Source organism: Aeromonas sp. 25-AL00135 (genome assembly GCF_054052385.1).
In genome coordinates, this window is record NZ_JBSTYQ010000003.1 from 228,661 (window position 1) to 254,298 (window position 25,638).

Here is a 25,638-nt window from a genome sequence, read left to right on the forward strand (position 1 = left end):
TAAGTTCTCCTGTTCTTGTTCTTAGTGGCTGGGGGCTGTGTTGCCATGCCATGCCTTACGATAGAGTTCGGTTAATGCCCACTCATCCGGTGTGCGCGGGTTGGTTGGGGTACAGTTGTCGCGCAGCGCCTGACTGACCATCTCCGACAGCCGCAAGTCGAAATCGGCAGCGAGGAGGCCGGTATCGCCAATGCTGGCCGGCATCTTCATCTCGTCTTTGAGTGCCTGGATGGCCACCAGCAGGCTGTTTACCCCCTCGCGCGGCGTATTGGCTGGCAGGTCCAGCAGGTGGGCCAGGCGAGCATATTTGTGGGCTGCCGGGGTATCACACTGCCCCTCATAGTCGGCGTTCCATGCCACGACCTGCGCCATCAGGAGCGCGTTGGCTCGTCCGTGCGGGACGCGGAACACGCCGCCGAGGGCATGAGCCAGGCTGTGGGTGATGCCGAGCGAGGCGTTAGTGAAGGCCATGCCAGCCATGCAGGAGGCGTTGTGCATCTTCTCCCGTGCCAGCAGATCGTGACCGTTGCGCCAGCAAGCGGGCAGGTAGCGAAAGACCTGTTGCACCACCTTCTCCGCCAATGCGTCGGAAAAATCGCTGGCCGCCCGGGAGACATAGGCCTCCAGCGCATGGCACAGCACGTCCATCCCAGTGTCGGCGGTGATGGCTGGCGGTACCGATGCAACCAGCGAGGGATCGAGAATGGCGATATCCGGCAGCAATGACGGGTCGACCAGCACCAGCTTCTCGCTGCGGGCCTTGACCACCGAGAAGCTGGTCACTTCCGAACCGGTGCCGCTGGTAGTCGGGATGGCCACGAAGCAGGGGCGCTCGCGCCCCAGATTCGGGCGAGTTTGCGCCAGAGCGAACATGACCGCTTTGGCTGCATCAATCACCGAACCGCCACCCAGGGCGATCACCAGATCCGGATAGCAGCTGTCCATGAGTTTCATGCCGCGCACTACCGTTGTTATGTCCGGATCAGCCACAACATCGTCCCAGAGCTGGAATGCGATGCCGCGTTGGCGCAGGATCTGCGTCACCCGGTCGGCCAGGCCAACTTGCACCATCACCTGATCGGTGACCAGCAGCGCCTGGCGGGCCGGCTGTTCGGCTAGGGCAGACAATGCGTCCTGACCGAAGCGGATCCGGGGTTTCAGCAAAAATTCACTCATTGGGTCATTTACTCCTCAAGCGTCCCGAAACACCTTCTCGACAATGGCGACCACCGACATGGCCTTGTAGCGGTCTCTGTTGAGCGCGAGGTACTCCTCGGCCAGAACGATGTCGTGCATGCCTGCGCCGACACTATCGATGGCGACCCAAGAGCGGTCCTTCATCGGTTGTTGCTGATCGTCCAGCTGGGTGATCAACAGCAGGTTGCTGCCGCGCAGCTCATCGCACTTCTGCGTGGCGACGACATGTCCGGTTACCTTTGCGAGAATCATGGTTTTTATCGCCTTATCTCAATGGGTTACTTGCCAAGACGCTCAAGCACCTGACGGATGACCCGCTCCACGTTCTGCTCGCTGATCTCGCCGCCGACCTCGGCGGTGGCGCCGGCAAAGCGGTTGTCGGCGCTGTGGCAGGTTGGCGTCAGGGCACTGAAGCGAGCGTCGTCTAGGATGCTGCAGTGCTGGGGCGCTGCCGGGGCGGAGCTTGCGGGCTGCACCGCAACCGGTTGAATGGGGGCTCGCAGCTCTTCGATGGTGCGTACGCCGTAACCCACCTTGCGGATGTTGAGCAGGTTCATCGGGCCGACGTTGTCGGAGCTGGAGCCTCCGCCAACGGCTCCGCAGCCGAGGGTCAGTGCTGGCGTTAGGTTGGTAGTGGCCCCAATGCCACCGAGGGCGGCTGGGGTGTTGATCAGGATTCGGTGGACCGGTTTTTCTAGGCTGAACTGGCGGATCACATCCTGGTTGCGGGTATGGATCACCAGGGTGTGGCCAAGGCCTTCGTTGGTCAGCAGCTCAACCACCCGATGACAGGCGGCTCTCCACTCCTCTTCCACGTAGAGGCCGAGCACCGGGCACAGCTTTTCACGGGAGTAGGGGTTACTGTGGGAGACGGTGGTCTGCTCGGCCACCAGCACGCGGGTGCTGGGTGGTACGCTGAAACCGGCCAGCTGGCTGAGATGAAATGCGGTCTTGCCCACAACTTTCGGGTTGATGGTGCCGTTCGGGCGCAGCAGCAGGGCGGCCATCTTGGCGGCCTCGTCTTCGTTCATGAAGTAGGCGCCCTGGGCTGCCAGCTCGCGATGAACCTCGTCGTAGATACAGCGTTCGACGATGATCGACTGTTCGGAGGCGCAAATCACGCCGTTGTCGAAGGTCTTGCTGGTGATGATGTCCTTCACCGCTTGGTGAATGTCGGCACTGCGTTCGATAAAGGCCGGGCCGTTGCCCGGGCCGCCGCTGATGGTCGGAGTGCCGGAGGCATAGGCCGCGCGCACCATGCCTTCGCCACCGGTTGCAAGGATCAGTGATACGTCCTTGCTATGCATCAGCTCGGAGGTCGCCTCCAGGGTCAGCTGGGTGACGCCGTCCACGATACCCGCCGGAGCCCCGGCGGCTTCGGCGGCACGCTTGACGATTTCAATGGCTTTCCAGCTGCACTGGCGTGCGCCCGGATGCGGCGAAAATATGATGGCATTGCCTGCCTTGAGGGCGATCAGTGTTTTGTAGAAGATGGTGGAAGTCGGGTTGGTGGAGGGTACCAGCGCACATATCACGCCCAGCGGCACGCCCACGTCCATCACTTTTTTCACCTGATCGTCATGAATGATCCCGACGGTCTTCATCTCTTTGATGGCATCGTAAACGTGTAGCGAAGCGAACCGGTTTTTCAACACCTTGTCCTGCCAGTTGCCAAAGCCTGTTTCTTCTGCGGCCATTTTTGCCAGCGTTTCGGCATGGCGCGCGGCTTCTTCGGCCACGTTCTTCACGATGGCGTCGATTTTCTGCTGCGAAAAGGTGGCCATAATCACCTGTGCCTGCTTGGCGTTGCGCACCAGTTCTCTCGCGTTCTGGCGGGAGAGCAAATCGGTATCGAGTTCAATCATGAATCTATCCTTCATCAGACTAAAAAAGTGCGGGCGGGGCGTGCCCTCTCAGGTTATGCCTTGTGCTGCGCCGCTATTTTTTCGATGTCGTTGTGCGGGCGGGCGATTACGCGAGAGGTGACCACTTCGCCAATGCGTTTCGCCGCTTCCACACCGGAATCCACCGCCGCATTGACCGCGCCGACGTCGCCTTTCACCATGGCGGTGACCAGGCCTGAGCCGACGTTCTCATAGCCGATCAGCTCGACGTTGGCGGCCTTGCACATGGCATCAGCCGCTTCAATGCAGGCCACCAGACCTTTGGTCTCAATCAGACCAAGTGCTTCTTTCATCATGTTCTCTCCCGTTATTCGGAAATTTTGTAGTGGGCGACAATCTTACTGATGTCGTTGTGCGGACGGGCGATGACCAGCGAGGTCACCACTTCACCGATGCGCTGTGCGGATTCCACGCCGGAGTCCACCGCGGCTTTCACGGCCCCCACGTCGCCTTTCACCATGGCGGTGACCAGACCAGAGCCGACGTTCTCATAGCCGATCAGCTCGACGTTGGCGGCTTTGCACATGGCATCCGCCGCTTCAATGCAGGCCACCAGGCCCTTGGTTTCAATCAAACCCAATGCATCACCCATTTGCGATCTCCCGGCCTCAAGCCTTGTGTTTAATGACGATTTTGTTGATGTCGTTGTGCGGACGGGCGATGACCAGCGAGGTCACCACTTCACCGATGCGCTGTGCCGACTCCACGCCGGAATCCACCGCCGCTTTCACTGCGCCGACATCCCCCTTCACCATGACAGTGACCAGGCCGGAGCCGATGTTTTCATAGCTGATCAGCTCCACGTTGGCGGATTTGCACATGGCATCCGCGGCTTCAATGCAAGCCACCAGACCTTTGGTTTCGATAAGCCCCAATGCATCACCCATGGTGATCTCCTCAGAACAGATATGTGTGGTGTGGTTAAGGAACTCCGTCCGTGTCACGGCGTTGAGCCACGGTTGCGGTGTTCAATCGCCACTATAGGTACTGGCGGTATTTGTGGAATTTGAATCTGTAAAAATGAAATATTTAGTTTGTTGTTCTGAATCTATTGTTTTTATAAGCCGCATTTATCTATTTATGCTGCGGCCACGAGACTGTTTTATGCCTTGCATAAGGCCGAATTCAGGCCCGGGAAAAGATCGTTGGCTGATGTTAATGGGTTGTTGTGTTATGGGGGCCGAGAGGTAATTTGGCCGGCAGCTAACTGTGGCGGAGCTCATGTTTTGCCGGCGACGCTAAATGTAAAAAGTGAGCCGGGTGTGACGGGAAGGAGAGATAAAGGTAGTGACGGCGGGCCAGACGGGGGAGGTTGCATTGAGAGCGGGCGCGAGTCATGTGGATGCCGGCGTGAGGGGGGATGGTACGGGCTGGAAAAGTAGCGGGAACCGGTCCTGCCTGGTGATGCGCAAGGGGCGTCTTGTCGGCACGGATGTGTAGTCGGGGGAAGGGGGGCCGGCAGTCACCACGGCACTGCCTTTAGGGCAAACAGGCGGACAGGTCGCATTGGGGTGGCGTCATAGGGGCTTGCGCGGGTCAGCTTGTGGGGCAGGGCGATATGTGCGCGTCGTCGACGCTTGGGTCGGGATTGCCGCCGTATTGCCGGAACTAGTTCAGTTTGCTGCCGGATTTGAGGGTGCAGATCCAGAGCGGCGAGTTGATGGAGCTCAGCAGTATGGCCTGCTGATTGAGCCGCTGGGCACTCAGAAACAGCCCATCGTGACTGTCGGACATCTCGCGCATGAAGTAGTCGAAGATCACGTCCGGCGACTGATCGATGGAGGAGGCGCTCGCTTCCCATTTGTTGATGCGGTATTGACGCTCGGTGGAGGAGACCCGGTTGCTGCTGTAGGTAAACGTGACGTAGCGCTGGAGGTAGAGCCAGCCTGCGGCCGAATCGGTATAGCCTTCAACCACCATGGAGCCTTTCCCCTGGCGGCCGAAATTGAAGTGGATGTTGCCGTTGACGTTCTCTTTGTTCATGTCCTCAAAGCGCATGATGCCTTTGGTGGCGCAGCTCATGATGCCATCATTTTCGGTCGGCAGCTGGTAGCAGGCATAGAGTGCCGCAGCGAGGAACAGGGTGCAGGAGAAGAGAAAAAAGGGACGCGGCGCAAGTCTCATCACGGCTTCCAGGAGTAGTAGAAATAGTTGTCGCAGTAGCTGAACGGGTTGTCTTCGTGCATGGCGCAGTGGGCCAGAAATACCCGGCCCAGGCCGTTGGTTTCCAGTCTGTCCCCGTAGAAAAACAAAAAACGCTCGCCGGGTTTGCAACTGATGTTCAAACGCTGGCGCACCTGCTCGAAATGCTTACCGTAGGTCGTGGCGCTGACCGATCGCAGCATCTCGTCGCTGGCCAGCAATTCGCACTGGTTATTGGGGATCTGTGTCATTGAAAGGGGGCGGGGCTCACGGTCATTCAACAGACCGAATGCCACCAGTAGTAGGGCAAAAACGAGCATGCAGCCACCAGCGATATACCAGCATATTCCTCGGGAGTGTGGAGTGAGGGGAAGTTGCCACTCTGCAGGCTCAATTACCGGTTCGGCGGTTGCCACCATGGCTGGCGGGGTCGCTATTTCATTGGGTGGCGCGGGAGCATCATCGATAGGTTCAATTATGACGTCTGGATTCAGCTGCAAATAACCGCGCGATACCGTGATGATGATATTGTCTATATCGTACTGGCGAAAAGCCTTGCGCAATATGCTCAGGTATTGGTTGAGATTGCTGTTCGATGAAGTTAATCCGTTATCATCCCAGACTTTTTTAAGCACCTCGTCTCGGCTCACGATCCCTGTATTTCGTAAGAAAAAATAAAAAAGCGCATTGGCGGTAATGGATAATTGACTGTCCGGCTCAACACTTTCCCGCTGAGTCAAGGAACCATCTGTCGCATCATAAATGAAGCGGGCATTGATGAAGTAGCGCATCTCGGCCTCAATCCATGTGCTTTATATGGGGAGCGTCATATTATGCAAAGTTTCAACCAGCGCCTGACGGTGCGTTGCAATCATGGTGCGCCCTTCGGTTAACTCCGATAGCCAAATACCGTCCGCGGCATAACGTACCAGCGTACCAGTATGGCTATTGTCCAACTCATCACCTTGCTCTAGATGTGCCTGCATCCAGTCACGCCAACATTTTCGCAACACTGGTTCATCCGGCATGGCCAATGAAAGTACCATTAACTGGCGACTCTCCTGGGTGTCCGTTAATTCAGGGGCAGAAAGATAGTGCAGGTAAGCACGAGTAAAACGGCCATATTCAGTCTTGTCAGCAGCCATCAGTGCTGAGATAGCCTCTTCCATAATTGCCAGTAGACGAGCAAAGAGAGCAAAGATCAGTGATTGCTTATTAGGGAAATGGTGTAGTAATCCACCTTTGCTTACACCGGCTTCAGTGGCTACGGCATTCAAAGACAGAGCTGCGATGCCGTCTCGAGCAGCGATTGTGGCTGCTGACTCCAGCAGTTGTTCCTGCAAACGGACAGGATCTTTTTTACGGTGTGCTGTTTCCATGTTCATTACTGAATCATACCGACCAGACGGTATGATTTTGTTTGATCGCTATCAACTCAGAAGATGTGTTCCAAGACGAGATGCCATTCTTGTGTATTAGGTCACATTTACCCATGTGCCTTGAGGCCGGCTATCAGCTCACAAGTCCAGATAATGATTAGCGACTGCGGTAGGGCAGATTGCCAGGTAAGGGGAAGTCGATGAGGGCCTATGTGCTGGATGAAAGAGTATTGGGTGATGAAGGAGATGACGTAGGGGGTGAATAACCCCAGTGAGCAGGAACCAAGGGCCACGGGTATGCCATTTCGGCGTTGTTAATGAAAGAAGCAAAAATGGTGGCTACAGTGGCGACAAAAAGGGGCTGTAGCCACCCAGTAAGAGGCGTGTAGCCACGTGTAGCCACCACTTTTTTGAGTAGTGGCTACACGACAAACACAGCAATGGCGCGCTCTAGAAGGGAGTTGTAGCCGCGTAGCCACTGTAGCCACCGATTTTTCATATATACAATGCAATCAGTCGATCGAGATCACACGTTTGTCGTTGGAGGCGCATTACTGGGCAAGAAGATGTGAGTCACTTTGATGACTGGCCCTGTATAGGATGATGAGTCAAATGACGACAACCAGTAAGCAATGGCCTAACGAGAGTTCCTCTTGTTTCCTGCTGCTTTTTAAGTGTGGTCTTTATCATTTGATTAATGTGGCACGCCCCGAATCATGTAGTTCAACCGTGGTCAGCTTAACTCCGTGGGAGAGAAGGAGTTCTTCTGCTGCCAAGGGTAAATTCTTATCAGTGATAACTTGGTCGATCACCTCCCAGCTAGCTACATTAAATGTCCCCACTTTGCCATATTTTGATGAGTCGCAAACGAGAACCCTCTTGGCTGCAGCATCTATTACTGCACGCTTAACAGGCACTTTCTGTTCACTTGGTGTAGAGATGCCTGTTGCATCCCATGAGGAGGTTGAGAGGAAAGCAATATCAAGATGCAGGTTTCGCAAAAAATGAGCAGTGGCTTCACCGGCACAAGACTGATTGTCACGGACTACTAATCCACCTGTGTGATATAGACGATTGCACATTCCAAACTCAATCAGATAGCCGCATACCATGAAATCATTGGTCACAATCATCAGGTCATCACGCGAGGCCAGCAGACGAGCGAGCTCAAGGGAAGTGGTACCTGCATCGAGATAGACAGAACTTCCATGCTCGATAAGTTCAACAGCCGCGTGTGCTATCGCGACTTTAGCATCTTGCATTAACGTTCGTTTGTCCGCATGAGAGGGCTCGCTTCGAATACGCTGAGTCAGACTTACTCCACCAGAAACAGACAGAACCCTGCCTTGTTCCTCAAGCTTCTGAATATCCCGCCTTACGGTCATATGGGAGACCTGAAGCCACTCAGTGAGCTCCGTAATACTAACTGCCCCACGTTCTGCCAGTAGATGCAGAATTCGTTGCTGCCGCTCTATCGGGATCATGGATATCTCCAGTTCAAAATACTGGAGCCATCTTAGCCCAGGTGAATGGGAAAAAATGGTAAAAACTCTTAAAAAGCATCAGGAATCACATTTATTCACAATGAGAATCGATGTTTAGTGAGATGGAAATCCTACAAACTTGATTAATCACAAATATTAACATCAAAAAGTTAATTTATGTGATGGATGGTTGATATTTGATCGCCTCAAGCCCCTATCATGGCCTCATCCGTAGTTATTGAGGAACTAACAGATGAGCAAACCATATCACGTTGCCGTCATAGGCCTAGGGGCCATGGGTATGGGTGCAGCTCGCTCCTGCCTGCGGGCCGGGCTTGTCACCTATGGCATTGACCTTTGCGAGAATGCTCGAGAGCAACTGCAGGCCGCCGGGGCTGCTGCTGTTATGGCCGACGCCCGCCCCTTAGCAGAGACGTTGGACGCAGTCCTACTGCTAGTGGTCAACGCAACCCAAGTACGCAGAATCCTGTTTGGCGAGAACGGTTTGGCCGCTCATCTCAAACAGGGAACGGGCGTAATGATTTCCTCCACTATCTCAGCAGATGAGGCTGCCACTTTTGCTCGCGAGTTGGCAGGGTTCGGACTATTGATGCTGGACGCCCCAGTCTCAGGCGGTGCAATTAAAGCCGATGCGGGTGAGATGACTGTAATGGCGGCTGGTGCCGACGCTGCCTTTGCACACTTGCGGCCGGTTCTCGATGCTGTGGCTGGAAAGGTCTACCGGATCGGCAGCGAGCCAGGACAAGGCAGCACAGTCAAGATTATCCACCAGTTGCTGGCAGGTGTGCACATTGCGGCCGCCGCCGAGGCCATGGCACTCGCAAGCCGTGCCGGCGTCTCACTGGACCTGATGTATGACGTTGTGACCCATTCCGCCGGTAACTCCTGGATGTTCGAAAACCGCATGGCCAGGGTACTGACCGGTGACTATCAGGCTCGCTCGGCAGTCGACATCTTCGTCAAGGACCTCAATCTGGTTGCTGATACAGCCAAGGCGCTGAACTTCCCGCTGCCGCTGGCTAGCACTGCTCTCAATATGTTTCTCACGGCTAGCAATGCCGGTCATGGGAAGGAGGACGACAGCGCTGTCATCAAGATCTTCAACGGCATAATCCTGCCGGAACAGGAGGGCGCAGCATGAAACTTGGTGTTATTGCAGACGATTTTACCGGCGCAACCGATATCGCAGGTTTTCTAGTGGAAAACGGCCTCGCCACAATCCAGTTCTCCGGTATCCCTGCAACGGTGGACCTGACGGGAGTTGATGCTGTGGTGATAAGCCTCAAGAGCCGTTCCTGCCCGACTGACGAGGCGGTGCGCGATACCTTGGCTGCCCTAGACTGGCTCAAGGCGCTCGGTTGTCCACGCATCTACCAGAAATATTGCTCTACCTTCGACAGCACGGCAGCCGGCAATATCGGTCCGGTCACTGACGCTCTGCTGGGGGCGTTGGAAAGCAGGTTCACGCTTATCTGCCCAGCGCTGCCGATAAACGGGCGTACCGTCTATCAAGGAAACCTCTTTGTTGGTGCCCAGCCGCTCGCTGAATCTGGTATGCGACACCACCCCATCACTCCTATGACAGACAGCAATTTGCTGCGACTGATGGAGGCACAGGCCGCGGGGCGTGCCGGACTGGTGCCGTTCGCCATCATCGAGCAGGGCCCTCGTGCCATTACTGACGCTTTTGAACAACTTAAACAAGATGGTGTGCGTTACGCCGTGGTAGATACCCTTACCGAGCAGCATTTGTTGGACATTGCCGAGGCCGCTATCGATATGCCGTTGGTCACTGGTGGTTCCGGACTCGCCATCGGTTTGGCCCGGTTGCTCGGCAGCGGTAATCTGGCCGCTGCCCGCGAGGCAGGACGGCCAGTCGGTACCCGCGCTGTTGTGCTGTCGGGCTCCTGCTCCGAAATGACCAACCGCCAGGTCGCACACTATCGATCTGTTGCGCCGGCACTGGCCCTTGATGTGGCTGCTTGCCTGACACAAGCAGACTATCCGGCCGAGCTGGCCCGTTGGGTCCTGAACCAACCGGTTTCTCCTGCCCCTATGATCCACGCTACGACCAGCCCGAACGAGCTAGCTGTCATTCAGGAACGCCATGGCCGTGACGCGGCAAGTAAAGCGGTGGAGCAATGCTTTGCACAAGTGGCCGTGCTGCTGAAAGAGGCCGGCGTGGATAACTTCATCATCGCTGGCGGCGAAACCTCAAGCGGCATTACCCAGGCATTGGGCATCTCCGCTTTCCACATAGGCCCCCAGATTGCTCCCGGCGTGCCATGGGTTCGAGCTACCGACGCACCGCTTTCGCTGGCGCTTAAATCGGGCAACTTTGGTGACGACACCTTCTTCAGCCGGGCACAGGAGTTTTTCCATGACTGAACAGGCTCTGCGCAACACCATGGTGATGCTGGGCGCATCTCTTTTCGAACGGGGTTATGCCACAGGCGGTGCTGGCAATCTCTCGGCCAAACTACCGGATGGCACGTTGCTTGCCACCCCAACCGGCTCCAGCCTTGGCAGGCTCGATCCGACTCGTCTCTCAACCGTGAGCATGAGCGGTGAACACCTCGGGGGGGACCGCCCTTCCAAGGAGGTAGCTTTCCACCTCGCTATCTACCACAACAATCCGGACTGTCAGGCAGTGGTACATCTGCACTGCACCCATCTAACCGCCCTCTCTTGTCTAGAGGGGTTGGATCCGACCAATGTGATACGTCCCTTTACCCCTTATTACGTGATGCGAGTTGGCCAGCTGCCGCTCATTCCCTACTACAAGCCTGGGGATGTACGCATAGCTGAGGAACTTGGTCGCCGTGCTCCTGATGGCAACGCCTTCCTGCTGGCTAACCATGGTCCCGTGGTCACTGGCAAGGATCTGGTCGAGGCGGTCAACAACATGGAGGAACTGGAAGAGACGGCTCGCCTGGCCCTGCTGCTGCAAGGCAGGCAGATCCGCTATCTGAACGAACCAGAAATCAAGGAATTAAGGAGTCTGAAACCATGAGCAAATTTGCCGCCAATCTCACCATGCTGTTTACCGAGTTACCGTTTCTGGAACGTTTCGCTGCGGCCCGTGAGGCTGGCTTCGAAGCGGTGGAGTTCCTGTTCCCCTACGAGTGGCCCGCCGCCGAGCTCGCCCGCCAGTTACAGCAGTTCGGCTTGACGCAAGCGCTGTTCAACATGCCGCCGGGAAACTGGGCGATGGGGGAGCGCGGCATGGCTGCCATCCCCGGCAGAGAAGCCGAGTTTCGCAGCCACCTATCAACAGTGCGTGACTACGCCTTGGCGCTTGGGTGTCGCAAGGTACACGCCATGAGCGGCATCGTAGATCCGGCCCACAGCTTTGCCGCCCATCGCCAGACCTTGATAGAAAACATCCGCTTCGCCGCCGACTTTTTGGCAGAAGACGGCATCAAGGTGCTGCTGGAGCCGCTGAACGATCGGGACGTGCCCGGCTATTTTCTGGCTCACCAGCTCTACGCATTGGCGCTAGTAGATGAGATAGACAGACCGAACGTAGGGGTACAGCTTGACCTCTATCACGCTCAGATCATGGACGGGGATCTCACCCGTCTCATCGGCAAGCTGGGCTCGGCTATTGGCCACGTCCAGATCGCCTCAGTGCCGGATCGCCACGAGCCGGACGAAGGGGAAATCGCCTACCCGCACCTGTTCAAGGTACTGGAGGAGGTGGGCTACCACGACTGGATCGGCTGTGAATACAACCCCAGAGGCAATACCCGGCAAGGACTGACCTGGCTGACAAAGCAATAACGACCCTATACACGAATGAGTCTGAGGATAACGATATGCAGATAATTATCACCGGAGGCGGCGGCTTTTTGGGACAAAAGCTTGCTCGTGCCCTGTTGCAGAGTACAGTCTCTTTCAGCGAGTTACTGTTGGTAGACATTCAGGAGCCACAGCGCCTGCCCGATCCACGCGTACGCTGCCTGCAGGCAGACCTGACTACCCCAGGGGTGGCCGAATCTCTGATATGCGAACGCACTGCCATTGTCTATCACCTTGCTGCCATCGTCAGCAGCCACGCCGAGCAGGATTTTGATCTCGGCTGGAAGGTCAACCTGGACACCACCCGCAGCCTGCTGGAGGCATGCCGTCATGCCCATCCTAGCATCCGCTTTGTATTCACCAGCTCGCTGGCTGTCTATGGCGGTCCACTGCCTGAGATTGTGGACGACAGCACCGCGCTTACCCCGACTTCTTCTTATGGCGCGCAGAAGGCGATGGGGGAATTACTGGTCAACGATTACAGCCGCAAAGGTTATGTGGATGGGCTGGTTCTGCGGCTACCCACTATCTGCGTACGACCAGGCAAGCCGAATCGCGCCGCCTCATCATTTGTCAGCAGCATTATCCGCGAGCCTCTGCAAGGGGAGAGCGCCATCTGCCCGGTGAGCCCCGAGCTTCGTCTTTGGCTCTCAAGCCCCGCCACTGTAGTTGATAACTTCCTGCGGGCCGCCAGGCTTACCGCCACAGGCGATTTCCGCAGCATCAACCTGCCCGGCATCAGCGTTACCGTGGGCGAGATGATGGAAGCCCTCGCTCGAACGGGTGGTCAGGCTGCTCTGGATCGGGTGCAGTTTGCTGCCGATCCTGCCATCGAGCGCATCGTCGCCAGTTGGCCTGGACAGATTGACAACAGCCGGGCATTGGCATCCGGCTTCATGGCAGACAGGACGTTTGCTGAGATCATTGACAGCTTTATAGCCCATGACCTGCAGGAGGCATTATGAGCACCATTCCTACCCCTATCATTGGCCTTATCATTGCGGTTTTCGTATTGGTGTTTCTGGTTATCCGCACTCGGGTGCATGCCCTGATTGCCATGTTGGCGGCGGCCTGTATCGCCGGGATCACCGGAGGCATGAGCATCGACAAGACCCTTACCGTCATCACCCAGGGCTTTGGCTCCACCCTTGGCAGCATTGGTATCGTCATTGGCCTCGGTGTCATGATGGGCCGCCTATTGGAAGTGTCCGGAGCAGCAGAGCAGATCGCTTATAGCTTCATCAAATGGCTCGGCAAGCGTCGCGAGGAGTGGGCACTAGCCATTACCGGCTACATAGTCAGCATTCCTATCTTTGTCGATTCCGCCTTCGTCATCCTATACCCGGTTGCCAAGGCGCTGGCGAAAAGCGGCAAGCGCTCCCTGCTCACCCTGGGAGTTGCACTTGCTGGTGGCCTGGTAGTGACCCACCACACCGTGCCGCCAACACCGGGCCCACTCGGTGTTGCCGGTCTGTTTGACGTGGATATTGGCGCCATGCTTTTGATGGGCATGGCCCTGGCCATCCCCTGCGTGATAGGCATCGTCTTCTACGCTCAGTGGCTAGACCGCAAGTACCCCGAGTTTTCTCAGCAGGCGGAAAAAACGCCGGATGAGTTGCAGGTCACCTACGAACAGTATCTCAAGGAGAAGGAGGGCAAGCCCTTGCCAAGCCTGACCTTGTCGCTGCTGCCGATCTTGGTGCCCATCGTGCTTATCTTCCTGAAGGCCATCTTCACCACGCTCGCCACCCTGGATGGAATGAATGGTCTGATGGAGAACCCGTTGGTTCAGGGCGTCAACTTCATTGGCACACCGATAATCGCACTCGCTATCAGTGTGCTGCTGGCGGTCTATACCTTGGTGCCGCACATGGATAAGCACGCCACCGCTGAGCGCCTTGAAGAGGGGTTGCAATCGGCCGGTATCATCCTGCTGGTGACCGGTGCCGGGGGGGCGTTGGGGGCAGTTCTACGCGACAGCGGCGCTGGCCAGCAGCTTGCCGAGCAGATCGCTTTGCTGCCAATCTCCCCAATCCTGATCCCCTTCATCGTGGCAACCTTGGTACGCATCATCCAAGGTTCTGGCACAGTCGCCATGGTGACGGCAGCCTCCATTTCGGCACCAATCTTGGCGCAGATCCCCGGGGTCAACATGTTGCTGGCTGCCCAAGCTGCCACCATGGGCTCGCTGTTCTTCGGTTACTTCAACGACAGCTTGTTCTGGGTGGTTAACCGTATGATGGGGGTATCCGACGTGAAGCAGCAAATGGTGGTCTGGTCTATTCCTACCACTATCGCCTGGGCTATCGGCGGTACTTGCGTAGCCCTGCTCAACCTGCTGTTTGGCTCCGGTGGCACCTGGCTTGATCCTGTTCTGCCATTACTGGTACTGGCGCTTATTATCTGGATTGTTCGTCGTCAACCTGTTCCGGTTCTCAGTGACACTGTGACGGAAAATAAATAGCGACTAGCTCACATAGCTACACCGACGTTCACTGAGAGAGCCGCACTAACAGAGCGGCTCTCTTTCTGTTCCTGGCACTGAAGAACCAACCAGCCCTGACTCATTGATTAAAATCTCAACGTTCGGTAATTGCTCGTGTACTTTTTGAGACCTTTTGAGTCCTGATTCAAACAAATTGGAACGGTTTTATGGGATTATTACATCCCATGTCGTGTCGAACCCTGCTAATTCTCCATGAGTGACTCCATACCAAGCTATGAGCGCATGATGCCTGTGGTGCTCTCTGTACTGCAAAATGGCGAAAGCTTCCCATTGCGTCAGGTCTATCAGGCCGTCTGCGATCATTACGCTTTCACCCCTGAGCAATTGGCTCACACCCTGCCGAGCGGGCGGCAAACCACGGTTCGCTCCCGGGTCGGCTGGGCCAAGACCTATCTGGTCAAGGCAGGGCTCATCGAGCAACCCAAGCGGGGCGTCTGCCTTATTACCGAACGGGGTAAGGCTGCTTTGGCATCGGGTCAGAACATCGATAACCACTATCTGGCTCAGTTCAAGGAGTTCGTGACCTTTACTCTGGCGTCCAGTGAAAGCACAGGTAAGTTGACACAAGGCACAACCGATGCCGCGGACGAGCCACATAACGTGCAAGCCAGCACACCACAAGAGCAGATTGAGCAGGCGCTGGCTGCCATCAATCAGTCTCTTGCCGATGACCTGTTGACCGAAATCCTTGGCCTTTCCCCTCGCTTCTTTGAACAGCTGGTGGTCGATCTGATGGTGGCCATGGGCTATGGCGGCAGCCAGCAGGATGCGGCCCGCACCACTCGCTACAGCAGCGATGGCGGGATCGACGGCATCATCAAGGAAGACCGGCTGGGTCTCGACTCCATCTACCTGCAGGCCAAGCGCTACACCGATAAAACAGTTGGGCGTCCCGAGATCCAGTCTTTCGCGGGGGCACTGGATTTGCACAAGGCCCGCAAGGGGGTCTTTATCACAACCTCCAGCTTTAGCCGTGAGGCACGGGAGTATGTCGGACTGATTGAGAAGCGCATCGTGCTGATCGACGGCGCCCGACTCGCAGCCCTGATGGTCGAATATGGCGTCGGCGTCACCACCCGCCAGACCCTCACAATCAAGACCCTGGATTCGGATTACTTCACGGAAGAGTAACGATGGAACTGCAGAGCAACTTCGATTTTCTTGAATGCCACGATGAACTGCTGGTACGCCTAGCCAAGACTGCAGAGATCTGTTTCGTCCCTGACCCCAATACGACGCTAATCAAGATGCGTCAATTGGCCGAGGAGTTAGCCAAAACAATTGCATCTCGTGTCGGCGTTGATAGCGGCCCAGACATTAGGCAGGTTGATCTACTACGAGAACTGGATCAGGTATTGCGGCTCGACAAGCTGGTCAAGGATGCATTTCATACCCTGAGAAAACTCGGTAATGCAGCAACCCATGACGTATCTTCCTCCTCACACCGTGATGCATTAGTTGCCCTACGTATTGCTCATGCACTGGCTGGCTGGTTCCATATCACTTTTGGTGGCAGCAAGGCGAAAGAATTCAAACTTACCGCATTTATCGAGCCGCGCGACCCTTCGGAGAAATTGCGCCAGCTAGAAGAAGCCTTGCTGGAACAGCAAAAACTGGCTCGTTCCACTGAAGATCGTCTTTCCCATGCCGAAACATTACGCCAGATAGAAGCGCAAAGAGCCCAAGCCGAAAAGGAACGGGCGGATACGATGGCCTCGGAGAGTCAAGTATGGGAGCAATTGGCTACCGAACACGAAACCAAGCTTGCCGAATACCGAGCCAAGATGGATGCGGCAAATATCCTATACATTCAAAAGTTTGTCGGTTTGGGTAAAGAGCGTCAGGCTTCCGAGATTCGTCGCATCGAGAAAGCATCACTCGAGCTGAACGAGAAAGAGACCCGGCTTATCATAGATCAGCAGCTCACCGAAGCAGGATGGGAGGCTGACACAGTTAACCTGCGCTTTTCCAAAGGGGCTCGTCCACTCCCTAACACGAATAGAGCCATCGCTGAATGGCCAACCGCATCCGGCCCCGCTGATTATGTGCTCTTCTGCGGCCTCACCCCCGTTTCGGTCATCGAGGCCAAAAAGAGTGCCCGCAACGTCTATGGAGCCATCGATCAGGCCAAACGTTACGCCACAGACCTACAAGAACGAGGGGCTTTCCTCATTGAAACGACCTACGGAGCCTTCAAGGTTCCTCTGGTGTTTGCCACTAATGGGCGTCCCTACCTGAAACAGTTGGAACTAGAGAGCGGCATCTGGTTCCTTGATGTCCGGGATAATGCCAACCGTCGGCGCTGCTTAAAAGGCTGGTTTTCACCAGCAGAGTTGCAAACCTATCTTCGACAGACCACACAACAGGCTAATACAGAGTTGGAGCAGATGGGCTTCGACTACGAGCTAAAGCTGCGAGACTACCAGGTCAGCGCTATTCAATCCGTGGAAAAGGCCATCAAAGAGGGAAAATCATCGGCACTGATTGCCATGGCAACGGGCACCGGCAAAACCAAGACCGCGATAGCCATGGTCTATCGTCTGCTTAAAGCCGAACGCTTTCGACGCATACTGTTTCTGGTAGACAGGTCCGCTTTGGGAGTACAGGCCACGGATGACTTCACAGCGGTACGGCTGGAAAGCCTCAGTACCTTTGCCGACACCTTTGAGGTGTTGGGAATGGTGCAGAATAAACCGCCTGTTCCGGAGCCAGAGGATTCAACCAAGGTTCACATGACCACAGTCCAAGGGCTGGTCAAGCGTCTCCTTTATCCCGGCGATAACAGCAAACCGAGCATCGGCCAGTACGACTGCATCATCGTGGATGAATGTCATCGTGGTTATCTGCTGGATCGGGAACTCAGCGATACCGAAATCCTGTTTCGCGATCAGCAAGACTATCAATCCAAGTATCGTGCGGTGATCGACTATTTTGATGCCTTCAAGATCGGCCTTACCGCCACCCCAGCCTTGCACACCACCGAGATATTCGGTGCTCCGATCTTCACCTATAGCTATACCGAAGCTGTGCTGGATGGTTACCTAAATGATCACGAACCACCGATTCGATTGCATACCAAGCTGACAGAACAAGGGATCAACTACGCAATCAACGAAGAGGTCAAGGTCTACCACGAGACCGACAACAGTATTGAAACCTATCAGACGCCGGATGAACTCAATTTCGATGTCGGGGATTTCAATCGCAAGGTCATTGCCCCCGAGTTCACCAAGACAGTGACAAAATGGCTTATCGAGAGTGATTCCATCAATCCGTATTCTGATGCCAAGACGCTCGTATTCTGCGTCACGGACAAACACGCCGATGAGGTGGTAGAAGCCTTCAAGTCTGCTATCGAGGCCTATCACGGCGAGGTAGAGGATGATGCGGTGCAGAAAATCACGGGGGCAAGCGACAAGCCCATCGAGCGGATACGCCACTTCAAAAATGATCGCTTACCCAATATCGTCGTCACCGTAGATCTGCTGACTACAGGCGTAGATGTCCCCCGGATTTGTAATCTGGTATTCCTGCGCCGAGTCAACAGCCGCATCCTATTTGAACAGATGCTAGGGCGTGCCACTCGACTCTGTCCGGAGATCGGCAAAGGTCCGTTCCATATCTATGATGCGGTGGATATCTATAAGCAGCTCGAGTCGGTCAACACCATGAAGCCTGTCGTCACCCAGGTCGATATCAGCTTCACCGAGCTGGAGCAGGAGTTGCGCCAGGAACATGCGCCGGATCTCCTGCAACTGGCACGTAACCAGTTTATCGCGAAGCTGCAGGTCAAAAAGCAGCACCTCACGCCTGGCCAGCTGGATGCCTTTCAAACCATCGCCGGACAATCCCCCACCGAGTTGGCCAAATACCTCAAGCGCCTGCCGCTGGCCGAGGTGGCCGACTGGTTCCAGCATCATCCTGGGCTGGGAGCAATCCTGGATGCCAAGCTACAAGGCGGTGGTCGCCTGCGTCCAGGCCTCGTCATCCACGAGGGGGAAGATACCTTTATCAAAACCACCAAGGGCTATGGTGATGGCCAGAAACCGGAAGACTACCTCGGAGCCTTCAAGGCTTTTATCAACGCCAACAGCAACCGCCTGCCTGCGCTCCAGGTCATAGTGCAGCGCCCCTGGGAGCTGGACCGCCAAAGTCTCAAGGCCCTGGCCGTCGAACTGGAACGCCACCACTTCCGCGAAAAGGATCTGCAGACCGCCTGGCATGAAGTCACCCAGCAAGATATTGCGGCGCGCATTATCGGCTTCATCCGCCAATCTGCGCTTGGCGAGCCACTGGTTCCCTGGGAACAAAGGGTGGACAGGGCACTGGAAAAGCTATTGAATGACCGCCCATGGTCGACACCGCAAAAACAGTGGCTGGAGCTGATCGCCAAACAGGCCAAGGCTGCGACGCTGGTGGACGCGAACGCCCTCAATCAGGGGATCTTTAGCGCCCATGGGGGGAGCAAGCGGGCCGACAAGCTGTTCCAGCAACCGGTGACCAACATACTGGAAGAATTTAACCGTGCACTCTGGGCCTGAGCGGCCCTTTTTTCTCTGAGATCCTATGAGCACCCAAGACCTAATCGACAAACTCTGGAACCTATGTCACCTGCTGCGTGATGACGGTGTCACCTATCACGAGTACCTCAATGAACTGACCTTCCTTATTTTCCTGAAAATGGTGGAAGAGACCGGACAGGAGCAGCATCTGCCGGAGGGCTATCGTTGGCAGGATCTCAAAGCCAACAACGCGGCAGACATACTCACCGAATACAAGAAGCTGCTGCTGCATCTGGGCGGTCACGGCTCCCTCATCACCCGCTCCATCTTTCTCAATGCCAGCACCGTGATTCGCAAACCAGTGACTCTGAACAAGCTAGTCAGCGAGATCGATAAGCTCGACTGGTACAGCGCCAGGGAGGAAGGGCTCGGCAACATGTACGAGGGGCTGTTGCAGGTCAACGCCGAAGAGAAGAAATCCGGCGCCGGCCAGTACTTCACCCCTCGCGTGCTGATCAATGTCATGGTCGATTTGATGAAGCCAAGCTTGGACGATGTGGTGGTGGACCCCACGGCCGGTACCGGCGGGTTTCTGATAAGCGCCCACCACTACCTCAAGCAGCACCATGATATCGCCAGCCTGGACCCAGTCGCCTACAACCGCTATCAGCACGAACTCTTCTTCGGCATGGAGCTGGTTCCCGATACCCGCCGTCTGGCCATGATGAACCTGATGCTACACGATCTGGCCATCGATGACCAAAATGCCGGCATTCTCTACGGCGATACCCTGACCGAAGAGGGCCAACAGCTCCCCAAGGCCACTCTGATCCTGGCCAACCCGCCCTTTGGCACCAAGAAAGGCGGCGGCGTGCCCACCCGTGATGACCTGCTGTTCTATACCAGCAATAAGCAACTTTCTTTTCTGCACCTGATGTATCACGTCATGCTGATGCCTGGTGGTCGGGCGGCCGTGGTGCTGCCCGATAACGTGCTGTTTGAAGACGGGGTCGGTAAACAGATCCGTCAGGCGCTGATGGAAAAATGCAACCTGCATACCATACTGCGCCTGCCCACCGGCATCTTCTATGCCGCCGGGGTGAAGACCAATGTGCTCTTCTTCTCTAAACCCGCCAATCCACGTCAGGACAAGGGCAATACCAAGGCGGTCTGGGTCTACGATCTGCGCACCAATATGCCACGCTTTGGCAAGCGCACCCCCTTTACTGAGGCATATCTGACCCCCTTTATCCGCTGCTTTGGTGACGATCCCCACGGTCTAAGCCTGCGCACCGAAGGCGACTGGTCCTTTGGGGCCGAAGAGGTCGAGCTGGCGGAGGATGCCGCCAATCAGCAGGTTGATAGCCGTCTGGCCCATAGTCGCTGGCGCTGCTTTAGCCGGGAATGGATCCGCGACCACAAGGGCGATTCGCTGGATATCAGTTGGCTTAAGGATCAAAACAGCATTGATGTCGCCGATCTGCCCGAACCGCTGGCGCTGGCTAACGAGGCCAAGGAGGAGCTGGAGGCTGCGTTCTCTGAGTTGCAGGAGTTGGTTAAGGCGCTGGAGGAGATGGAATAATGACAGCCTCCTGCGTACCAAATGATTGGATTCATATTACCCTCGGCGCTGTTGTTCGAGTGAGTAGTGGTATGGGTTTTCCTCACAAATATCAGGGTAAGCAAGAGGGGATATATCCTGTCTATAAAGTTGGCGATATATCCAATGCTGTTATAAATCACAAAGGAAAAGCATTTCTTGCAGGGAATTATGTAGGAGAGTTAGAGGCTAAGGAACTTAAGGGAGAAGTATTCAGTGAAGGTACCACGCTATTCGCAAAAATAGGTGAAGCAATAAAGTTAAATCGCAGAGCATTTGTTACGAGGGCTGGTTTAGCCGATAACAATGTGATGGCGGTAATACCTGAAAAGCTGATATCAAAGCGATTCATACATTACTTTATGCGCACTGTGGATTTGACTGACGCTTCTAGGTCTACAACAGTGCCATCAATTAGAAAGGGTGATATTGAATGTCTACCTTTAAATATCCCTTCACAAGCAGAGCAAAAAGAGATTGCCGACCGGCTTGATAAATTGCTGGCTCAGGTGGAGGCCACCCAAGCCCGTCTGGCCCGTATTCCGGATATTATCAAGCGTTTCCGCCAATCCATACTTGCTGCTGCGGTGAGTGGCAAGCTGACGGAGGATTGGCGAGGAACATCTTCTATTGATATTTCTCATCCATCCATGTCGATTGGTTCTGAGTCAGAGTTAGCACCAAAAGGTTGGAAATGGGAGAAACTAACTAGACTAGCGATATTAGAGTCTGGTCATACTCCACGCAAATCAGTTTCAGAATATTGGGAAAATGGAAATGTATATTGGTTGAGTCTTCAGGATATTCGTGAAGCTAACGGAACAATAATTAAAAACACTAAATTCAAGCCCACAATGAAAGGCATCGAAAATTCAAGCGCTCGTTTACTTCCTGAAGGGACAGTTTGTTTTTGTCGTGATATCTCTGTCGGTTATGTAACGATCATGGGTAAGGAGATGTCTACGACTCAACACTTTGCAAACTGGATTTGTGGTGATGAGCTAAACAATAAATTTTTAATGTATTCATTTATGGCGGCTAAAGATCATTTATTAAACTCTGGGCAAGGTACAACCGTAAAAACAATTTACATGCCGGCATTAAAAGATCTCCGGATTTTGTTACCTAAAGTGGAAGAACAAACCGAAATCGTCCGTCGGGTGGAACAGCTATTTGCCTTTACCGATAACCTCGAGCAGCAGGCCAAAGCCGCCAAGGTGCGGGTCGATAACCTGACCCAGGCCATTTTGGTCAAAGCATTTCGTGGCGAGCTGACTGCCGACTGGCGTGCCGCCAACCCGGATCTGATCAGCGGTGAGAATAGCGCAGCCACCCTGTTGGCCCGCATTCAAACCGAGCGGGCTGCTAATGGTGGCAAAAAGAAAAAGCGCACGTTAAAACAATAAAAATGACAAAGCACGGGTTACAACATATCCATTTTCTGGGCGTAATATGTTGTAACCCTTTTTCGAGGGATATATGAAACTTATCGCTAATGGCATCAACAACAATTATTTAAAATCCTGTCTTCCTAATGCTACCGAGCATGATGTTGATGGGGTACTGGCCGCCATTGCCTACGGTAGTGATCAGCAGACCTTGTTAAAAAACTGTCTGGATAACAAATGGAATCTTGATATCTGGATGCGTTATGACCATACCGTGCCTGTCAGTCCCGCTCTCTTGAGTGCCCTTCTCAAGAATATGAAAAACAATGTTTTTTGTTTTCTAGTACCGGATGTCTTGCATGCCAAAGTGATCTGGTGGCGTGGTTATGGTGCTTATATCGGTTCTGCCAATCTGACTGATCGCGCTTGGTATAGCAATATCGAAGCTGGTCTTTTTATGACCGAAGATGAGCTGAATGGCAGTAACATGCTTAACCAGCTAGAGCAGTTTTTCGATAACCTGCGCACAACAGAGGCAGTGGTTCCTCTGAGTCAAGGCATCATTGATGAACAAATTGCTATCGCCAAACTAAAAGAGAATCCACATTATAAATATCAGGAAGAGCAAGCTAAGAAAAAGCGTAGCCTGCCTGTTTTTGAAGGTTTGAAGAGTGTCGATATCATGCGTGGCAAAGACCGGCGTAAAGAGACATTCAGAAAAGAGTGGTCATCTGCCATGTCCTATATTGACCACATAGCCAGTCAGATCAACGACTTCAGGCCGAGCTGGATAGGTAGGGACATCCCAGTATATTGGCAAGTTGATCAGATGTTGCATGCCTATTACTACAATAAGGTTCACCAAAGAGAGAGCAACACTTATCCCTTTGAAGAGTTTTACTCTCGCAACAAGAAAGACCCAGGTAGTGCGCTACATGCTGTATTTCTGTGGTGGCAATCTCTTCCTGATGCCCCGTCAGGGGAAACCGATAACTTGTATCACAGTGCCCCGAGATTAAAGGCATTGCTCTCCAAAGAGAAGTTATTGACCCTCACTGAATCAGAGCTGGAAGAGGTGTGCCGTTATACCCACGCAACCAAAGATCATGTGATAAAAATGAGCACAGCCTCATTGGGTCGACCCGATGTAAAGACATTGACTCGTGATGAACGCTTGCCACTGTTTGCACATTGGCTTTATCAGCAGCGCAATGCCAAAGGGCAGGATATTCGTCAGGTGCTGTTCGAAATCCTTTATACAGGCAAGCAAAGTGATATCTGGGAACGCATTTACCACGCCAGTAAAACCGATGATCTCTACATACCGCATTATGGACTGAACTCCATTGCTGAAGTGATCGGCTGGGCACGGCCGGAGCTCACCCCACCGCGCAATGGTCGAACCAACAAAGCCTTGAGAGCGTTGGGGTACGACATCAAGGTCAACCCCTGATGGCATTTGGATAACGTTCACAGCTCGGAACTGGCGGGAAGTTTGACATCCGACTGAATATAAAAACTCCAAATTAGAGGGACTGCATAGTGGAAGTCCGCTATGCTTTCTGCCGCCACCTGGTGGGCCCTGTTCATGCGGCGCCATTCCCTGGCCATTAGCTGTGTTCACCAGGTGGTTCCTTGCAAGTGATCGTGTCGGCTACTCCCTGACACAACCCTATAAATCCAAAACAGTTATTTGGTATCTACTGTGACTGCTTTGCGTTGTAGCTTCTGGATGAACCCGTTTACTCGGTTGCCCCTCTGAGCATCTGCGCAATTCTCATTGAGATGCGCACTACAAACTGCGCAAATTGCGCACTTATTTGCGCATTGGAACTGCGCAAAATCGAAATACAAAGGACTGCGCAATTCTCATCAATCCCTTATATGGCAAGCCTTTGGAGGGAAATCTAGGGCGCGGGAGAATGCGCAATTGCGCAGAAGTGCGCAAAACGAAATACAACGGTGTGAAAAACAACTCGGTGGGTGTGAAGCTAGGAAAGTGGGGACAATCGGGAGCTGCTTGCCAGCTGTTTTTGGTGACGCTGGTGACCTGACCCGATATTTCGCAGGGTTAGCTCGGTACGCCGGTGTTGGTCGATAGGGAGCTGACCGGCTCGACACTTTACTTTCCCTCCAACAAGACAATTTCCTCGAGATAGAGCTGGGGTTTAATCTTGAAATATCCCCTCATGCTCCAGAGGTACAGATGCCACCGCCACTGTGGTGGGGGTACTTTTGGGGGTATAAGCAACATTCACATTATAAATTTACATTTAAAATCATGTGGATAGGTTGATGTTTCGAGAGAGGCCTCGGCACCATTAAAATCAAAGAGTTACGAAAGGCCACTAGAAATAGTGGCCTTTTTATTTTGCCTGAATGGCGACAAAGTGGCGACAGCGATTGTGTTGAGTCCACAGCCTCATAACAACAAAGCCTGCTGAAGGCAGGCTTTTATAGGGTCTGTATATAGCCGAGGAATTTACCGCGTGGGGTAGGGTATGGCCGATTACTTCCACCACTCCTTGCTTGGTAAGTTATTCCATTCTCCAACCGGGTATTCATGGCCATTGAAGCGCAGTGTTGTGCTCAATGTTCTCTTACTGGTGGTTTGAGAGGTGCCGTCCTGCTCTACAGTCTCTGTTTTCGCTTTGGTTACCACTCTCAGATCGTGCAGCCCATTAGATATCCCTGGCAGGACTTGGATGTACGATATTCCTCGTTCTAAATCAATCTTCTCTGGTGAGCAAGGCACGCCTTTTCGGATGTAGGTGTGCAGCATAGGGGCGCCGTTCATTACGCATTGAATGGTTCCATGATGTTGTCTGAATAGATGTAAGAATCTGGATCTAAAACCGTCTGCACAGGAGGGGCCATCGCCGATATCCAATCTTACGCCAAAGGCCCGTTCTCCTTTGGCCAGTAGGTAAGGAGCTGTGTCGAGCCATATACTGGAACTTCCAATTCTGATGCTGGCATCTTCTTCAATAGGCTGCTCAAACCGCTGTTGTACTTTCCCTTGGGAAATGAGTTCTACTCGCCAGACACTCGTGGGTAGAGACATTTCATCATGGCGATCTGCACTGTCTGGGAAAATGTAGGAGGTCAATGTCACTTCTGGCTGGTTTGGTAACGTTTTACATGCGCTGGCAGTCAGTTCGGTGCCTGAAGGCAAACTTGCCTTGATAGCTGCTAGTTGTTCTGAAGAGCAAACTTGCTCCCCGTCAGCCCATGCGCCAAAACTAATCCCTTGTAACAACAGCGTGGATATTGCTGCACTCACTTTCCACGCGAGTGATTTTGTTATCACTATCACTTTCTCCCTGCTAAGGAAGCATATTGGTTGTTGAGTTTTATGAGGGCTGGCACTGTAACAATATTTTGGGGGCCGTGCGAGTCGGCATCATTTGGACGAACAGACCCCACGACCATAGGAGGGGGAGGACATCAAGACTGATCAACGCCTATCAAAATTTCAGTTATCAGATCAGCCATCATTGCAACTAACTAGTTGAAACTAAATGCCTTTTTGCTGTTCCCCTACAGAAAATTAGATCCTACCCCACAACTTAAAATCCCACGAAAATCACTAATATTTCAAATTATTCAATTTGTTACGTTTTTATCTCGGTTCTCCAGAGCCCCTCAAAAGTGTAAAAACCGCAAAAAGGCACCTTCTTTGCAGATTCTAACCCCGCTTCAGATCCTTGATTT

Annotated in this window: 22 protein-coding genes; 11 read left to right on the top strand and 11 right to left on the bottom strand. The window is 54.0% G+C overall.

The features are described 5' to 3' along the window. Nucleotides 1-21 precede the first annotated feature (21 nt). The 10 genes from ACW5XC_RS03940 to ACW5XC_RS03985 all read right to left on the bottom strand — a co-directional run bounded on the left by ACW5XC_RS03940 (nucleotide 22) and on the right by ACW5XC_RS03985 (nucleotide 8,106). The gene (locus ACW5XC_RS03940; protein WP_042056266.1) at nucleotides 22-1,176 is read right to left on the bottom strand and encodes a 1-propanol dehydrogenase PduQ; all 1,155 of its coding nucleotides are present in this window, start codon (nucleotides 1,174-1,176) and stop codon (nucleotides 22-24) included. A gap of 15 nt (nucleotides 1,177-1,191) precedes the next feature. After that, on the bottom strand, nucleotides 1,192-1,449 hold the full coding sequence (locus ACW5XC_RS03945) for a EutN/CcmL family microcompartment protein (RefSeq protein ID WP_042056263.1): 258 nt from the start codon (nucleotides 1,447-1,449) through the stop codon (nucleotides 1,192-1,194). Nucleotides 1,450-1,475: 26 nt separating this feature from the next. After that, nucleotides 1,476-3,062, bottom strand: a complete 1,587-nt coding sequence (locus ACW5XC_RS03950) for an acetaldehyde dehydrogenase (acetylating) (RefSeq protein ID WP_052451240.1) — start codon at nucleotides 3,060-3,062, stop codon at nucleotides 1,476-1,478. Nucleotides 3,063-3,115: 53 nt separating this feature from the next. Continuing rightward, entirely contained in the window at nucleotides 3,116-3,397 is a 282-nt protein-coding gene (locus tag ACW5XC_RS03955; protein ID WP_017408466.1) for a BMC domain-containing protein, read from the bottom strand. An 11-nt stretch (nucleotides 3,398-3,408) separates the two neighbouring features. Then, entirely contained in the window at nucleotides 3,409-3,693 is a 285-nt protein-coding gene (locus ACW5XC_RS03960) for a BMC domain-containing protein (protein WP_042056260.1), read from the bottom strand. Nucleotides 3,694-3,709: 16 nt separating this feature from the next. Further along, nucleotides 3,710-3,988 (bottom strand): BMC domain-containing protein, encoded by a 279-nt coding sequence (locus ACW5XC_RS03965; RefSeq protein WP_010634659.1) that lies wholly within the window; start codon nucleotides 3,986-3,988, stop codon nucleotides 3,710-3,712. Between the two features lie 721 nt (nucleotides 3,989-4,709). Next, nucleotides 4,710-5,225, bottom strand: a complete 516-nt coding sequence (locus ACW5XC_RS03970; RefSeq protein ID WP_042056259.1) for a FidL-like protein — start codon at nucleotides 5,223-5,225, stop codon at nucleotides 4,710-4,712. Next, the gene (locus ACW5XC_RS03975) at nucleotides 5,225-6,034 is read right to left on the bottom strand and encodes a transcriptional regulator (RefSeq protein ID WP_042056257.1); all 810 of its coding nucleotides are present in this window, start codon (nucleotides 6,032-6,034) and stop codon (nucleotides 5,225-5,227) included. The genes ACW5XC_RS03970 and ACW5XC_RS03975 overlap by 1 nt, the downstream gene beginning before the upstream one ends. Nucleotides 6,035-6,055: 21 nt before the next feature. Next, nucleotides 6,056-6,628, bottom strand: coding sequence for a TetR/AcrR family transcriptional regulator (locus ACW5XC_RS03980; protein ID WP_042056255.1), 573 nt, complete (start codon nucleotides 6,626-6,628; stop codon nucleotides 6,056-6,058). 680 nt (nucleotides 6,629-7,308) lie between these two features. Next, nucleotides 7,309-8,106 carry a DeoR/GlpR family DNA-binding transcription regulator gene (locus ACW5XC_RS03985; protein WP_042056253.1) on the bottom strand — a complete coding sequence of 266 codons (798 nt, stop codon included), beginning with the start codon at nucleotides 8,104-8,106 and terminating at the stop codon, nucleotides 7,309-7,311. Between the two features lie 253 nt (nucleotides 8,107-8,359). Here ACW5XC_RS03985 and ltnD point away from each other — a divergent pair, with 253 nt between their 5' ends. From ltnD to ACW5XC_RS04040, 11 genes are all read left to right on the top strand, one after another. Then, entirely contained in the window at nucleotides 8,360-9,268 is a 909-nt protein-coding gene (gene ltnD, locus ACW5XC_RS03990) for an L-threonate dehydrogenase (RefSeq protein ID WP_042056251.1), read from the top strand. Then, complete coding sequence (gene otnK / locus ACW5XC_RS03995; protein WP_042056248.1) at nucleotides 9,265-10,515, top strand: 3-oxo-tetronate kinase; 1,251 nt, start codon at nucleotides 9,265-9,267, stop codon at nucleotides 10,513-10,515. Before ltnD ends, otnK begins: the two co-directional genes overlap by 4 nt. Then, on the top strand, nucleotides 10,508-11,140 hold the full coding sequence (gene otnC / locus ACW5XC_RS04000) for a 3-oxo-tetronate 4-phosphate decarboxylase (protein ID WP_042056247.1): 633 nt from the start codon (nucleotides 10,508-10,510) through the stop codon (nucleotides 11,138-11,140). The genes otnK and otnC overlap by 8 nt, the downstream gene beginning before the upstream one ends. Further along, nucleotides 11,137-11,910, top strand: a complete 774-nt coding sequence (gene otnI, locus ACW5XC_RS04005) for a 2-oxo-tetronate isomerase (RefSeq protein ID WP_042056245.1) — start codon at nucleotides 11,137-11,139, stop codon at nucleotides 11,908-11,910. The genes otnC and otnI overlap by 4 nt, the downstream gene beginning before the upstream one ends. A gap of 35 nt (nucleotides 11,911-11,945) precedes the next feature. Further along, complete coding sequence (denD, locus tag ACW5XC_RS04010; RefSeq protein ID WP_042056243.1) at nucleotides 11,946-12,893, top strand: D-erythronate dehydrogenase; 948 nt, start codon at nucleotides 11,946-11,948, stop codon at nucleotides 12,891-12,893. Beyond that, nucleotides 12,890-14,392 (top strand): GntP family permease, encoded by a 1,503-nt coding sequence (locus tag ACW5XC_RS04015; protein ID WP_042056241.1) that lies wholly within the window; start codon nucleotides 12,890-12,892, stop codon nucleotides 14,390-14,392. Before denD ends, ACW5XC_RS04015 begins: the two co-directional genes overlap by 4 nt. A gap of 234 nt (nucleotides 14,393-14,626) precedes the next feature. Next, nucleotides 14,627-15,565, top strand: coding sequence for a restriction endonuclease (locus ACW5XC_RS04020; protein ID WP_042056238.1), 939 nt, complete (start codon nucleotides 14,627-14,629; stop codon nucleotides 15,563-15,565). Between the two features lie 2 nt (nucleotides 15,566-15,567). Next, entirely contained in the window at nucleotides 15,568-18,975 is a 3,408-nt protein-coding gene (hsdR, locus tag ACW5XC_RS04025; RefSeq protein WP_042056236.1) for a type I restriction-modification system endonuclease, read from the top strand. A gap of 25 nt (nucleotides 18,976-19,000) precedes the next feature. Next, entirely contained in the window at nucleotides 19,001-20,518 is a 1,518-nt protein-coding gene (locus ACW5XC_RS04030) for a class I SAM-dependent DNA methyltransferase (RefSeq protein WP_042056234.1), read from the top strand. Beyond that, nucleotides 20,518-21,942, top strand: a complete 1,425-nt coding sequence (locus ACW5XC_RS04035; protein WP_074042632.1) for a restriction endonuclease subunit S — start codon at nucleotides 20,518-20,520, stop codon at nucleotides 21,940-21,942. Before ACW5XC_RS04030 ends, ACW5XC_RS04035 begins: the two co-directional genes overlap by 1 nt. Nucleotides 21,943-22,015: 73 nt before the next feature. Then, complete coding sequence (locus ACW5XC_RS04040; protein ID WP_042056232.1) at nucleotides 22,016-23,377, top strand: phospholipase D family protein; 1,362 nt, start codon at nucleotides 22,016-22,018, stop codon at nucleotides 23,375-23,377. Between the two features lie 1,056 nt (nucleotides 23,378-24,433). Here ACW5XC_RS04040 and ACW5XC_RS04045 read toward each other — a convergent pair. Then, nucleotides 24,434-25,234, bottom strand: a complete 801-nt coding sequence (locus ACW5XC_RS04045) for a PA3715 family protein (RefSeq protein WP_143182542.1) — start codon at nucleotides 25,232-25,234, stop codon at nucleotides 24,434-24,436. Between the last annotated feature and the right edge of the window lie 404 nt (nucleotides 25,235-25,638).

Excerpts from the sequence above, each read along its gene's own strand:
- ACW5XC_RS04040 (WP_042056232.1), top strand. The coding sequence starts at position 22,016 with ATGAAACTTATCGCTAATGGCATCAACAACAATTATTTAAAATCCTGT.
- ACW5XC_RS04020 (WP_042056238.1), top strand. The coding sequence starts at position 14,627 with ATGAGTGACTCCATACCAAGCTATGAGCGCATGATGCCTGTGGTGCTC.
- ACW5XC_RS04015 (WP_042056241.1), top strand. The coding sequence starts at position 12,890 with ATGAGCACCATTCCTACCCCTATCATTGGCCTTATCATTGCGGTTTTC.
- otnK (WP_042056248.1), top strand. The coding sequence starts at position 9,265 with ATGAAACTTGGTGTTATTGCAGACGATTTTACCGGCGCAACCGATATC.
- ACW5XC_RS03945 (WP_042056263.1), bottom strand. The coding sequence starts at position 1,449 with ATGATTCTCGCAAAGGTAACCGGACATGTCGTCGCCACGCAGAAGTGC.
- ACW5XC_RS03970 (WP_042056259.1), bottom strand. The coding sequence starts at position 5,225 with ATGAGACTTGCGCCGCGTCCCTTTTTTCTCTTCTCCTGCACCCTGTTC.
- ltnD (WP_042056251.1), top strand. The coding sequence starts at position 8,360 with ATGAGCAAACCATATCACGTTGCCGTCATAGGCCTAGGGGCCATGGGT.
- ACW5XC_RS04030 (WP_042056234.1), top strand. The coding sequence starts at position 19,001 with ATGAGCACCCAAGACCTAATCGACAAACTCTGGAACCTATGTCACCTG.
- denD (WP_042056243.1), top strand. The coding sequence starts at position 11,946 with ATGCAGATAATTATCACCGGAGGCGGCGGCTTTTTGGGACAAAAGCTT.
- ACW5XC_RS03955 (WP_017408466.1), bottom strand. The coding sequence starts at position 3,397 with ATGATGAAAGAAGCACTTGGTCTGATTGAGACCAAAGGTCTGGTGGCC.
- otnI (WP_042056245.1), top strand. The coding sequence starts at position 11,137 with ATGAGCAAATTTGCCGCCAATCTCACCATGCTGTTTACCGAGTTACCG.
- ACW5XC_RS03950 (WP_052451240.1), bottom strand. The coding sequence starts at position 3,062 with ATGATTGAACTCGATACCGATTTGCTCTCCCGCCAGAACGCGAGAGAA.
- ACW5XC_RS03980 (WP_042056255.1), bottom strand. The coding sequence starts at position 6,628 with ATGAACATGGAAACAGCACACCGTAAAAAAGATCCTGTCCGTTTGCAG.
- ACW5XC_RS03960 (WP_042056260.1), bottom strand. The coding sequence starts at position 3,693 with ATGGGTGATGCATTGGGTTTGATTGAAACCAAGGGCCTGGTGGCCTGC.
- ACW5XC_RS03965 (WP_010634659.1), bottom strand. The coding sequence starts at position 3,988 with ATGGGTGATGCATTGGGGCTTATCGAAACCAAAGGTCTGGTGGCTTGC.
- ACW5XC_RS03940 (WP_042056266.1), bottom strand. The coding sequence starts at position 1,176 with ATGAGTGAATTTTTGCTGAAACCCCGGATCCGCTTCGGTCAGGACGCA.
- ACW5XC_RS03975 (WP_042056257.1), bottom strand. The coding sequence starts at position 6,034 with ATGCGCTACTTCATCAATGCCCGCTTCATTTATGATGCGACAGATGGT.
- ACW5XC_RS04035 (WP_074042632.1), top strand. The coding sequence starts at position 20,518 with ATGACAGCCTCCTGCGTACCAAATGATTGGATTCATATTACCCTCGGC.
- ACW5XC_RS03985 (WP_042056253.1), bottom strand. The coding sequence starts at position 8,106 with ATGATCCCGATAGAGCGGCAGCAACGAATTCTGCATCTACTGGCAGAA.
- hsdR (WP_042056236.1), top strand. The coding sequence starts at position 15,568 with ATGGAACTGCAGAGCAACTTCGATTTTCTTGAATGCCACGATGAACTG.
- otnC (WP_042056247.1), top strand. The coding sequence starts at position 10,508 with ATGACTGAACAGGCTCTGCGCAACACCATGGTGATGCTGGGCGCATCT.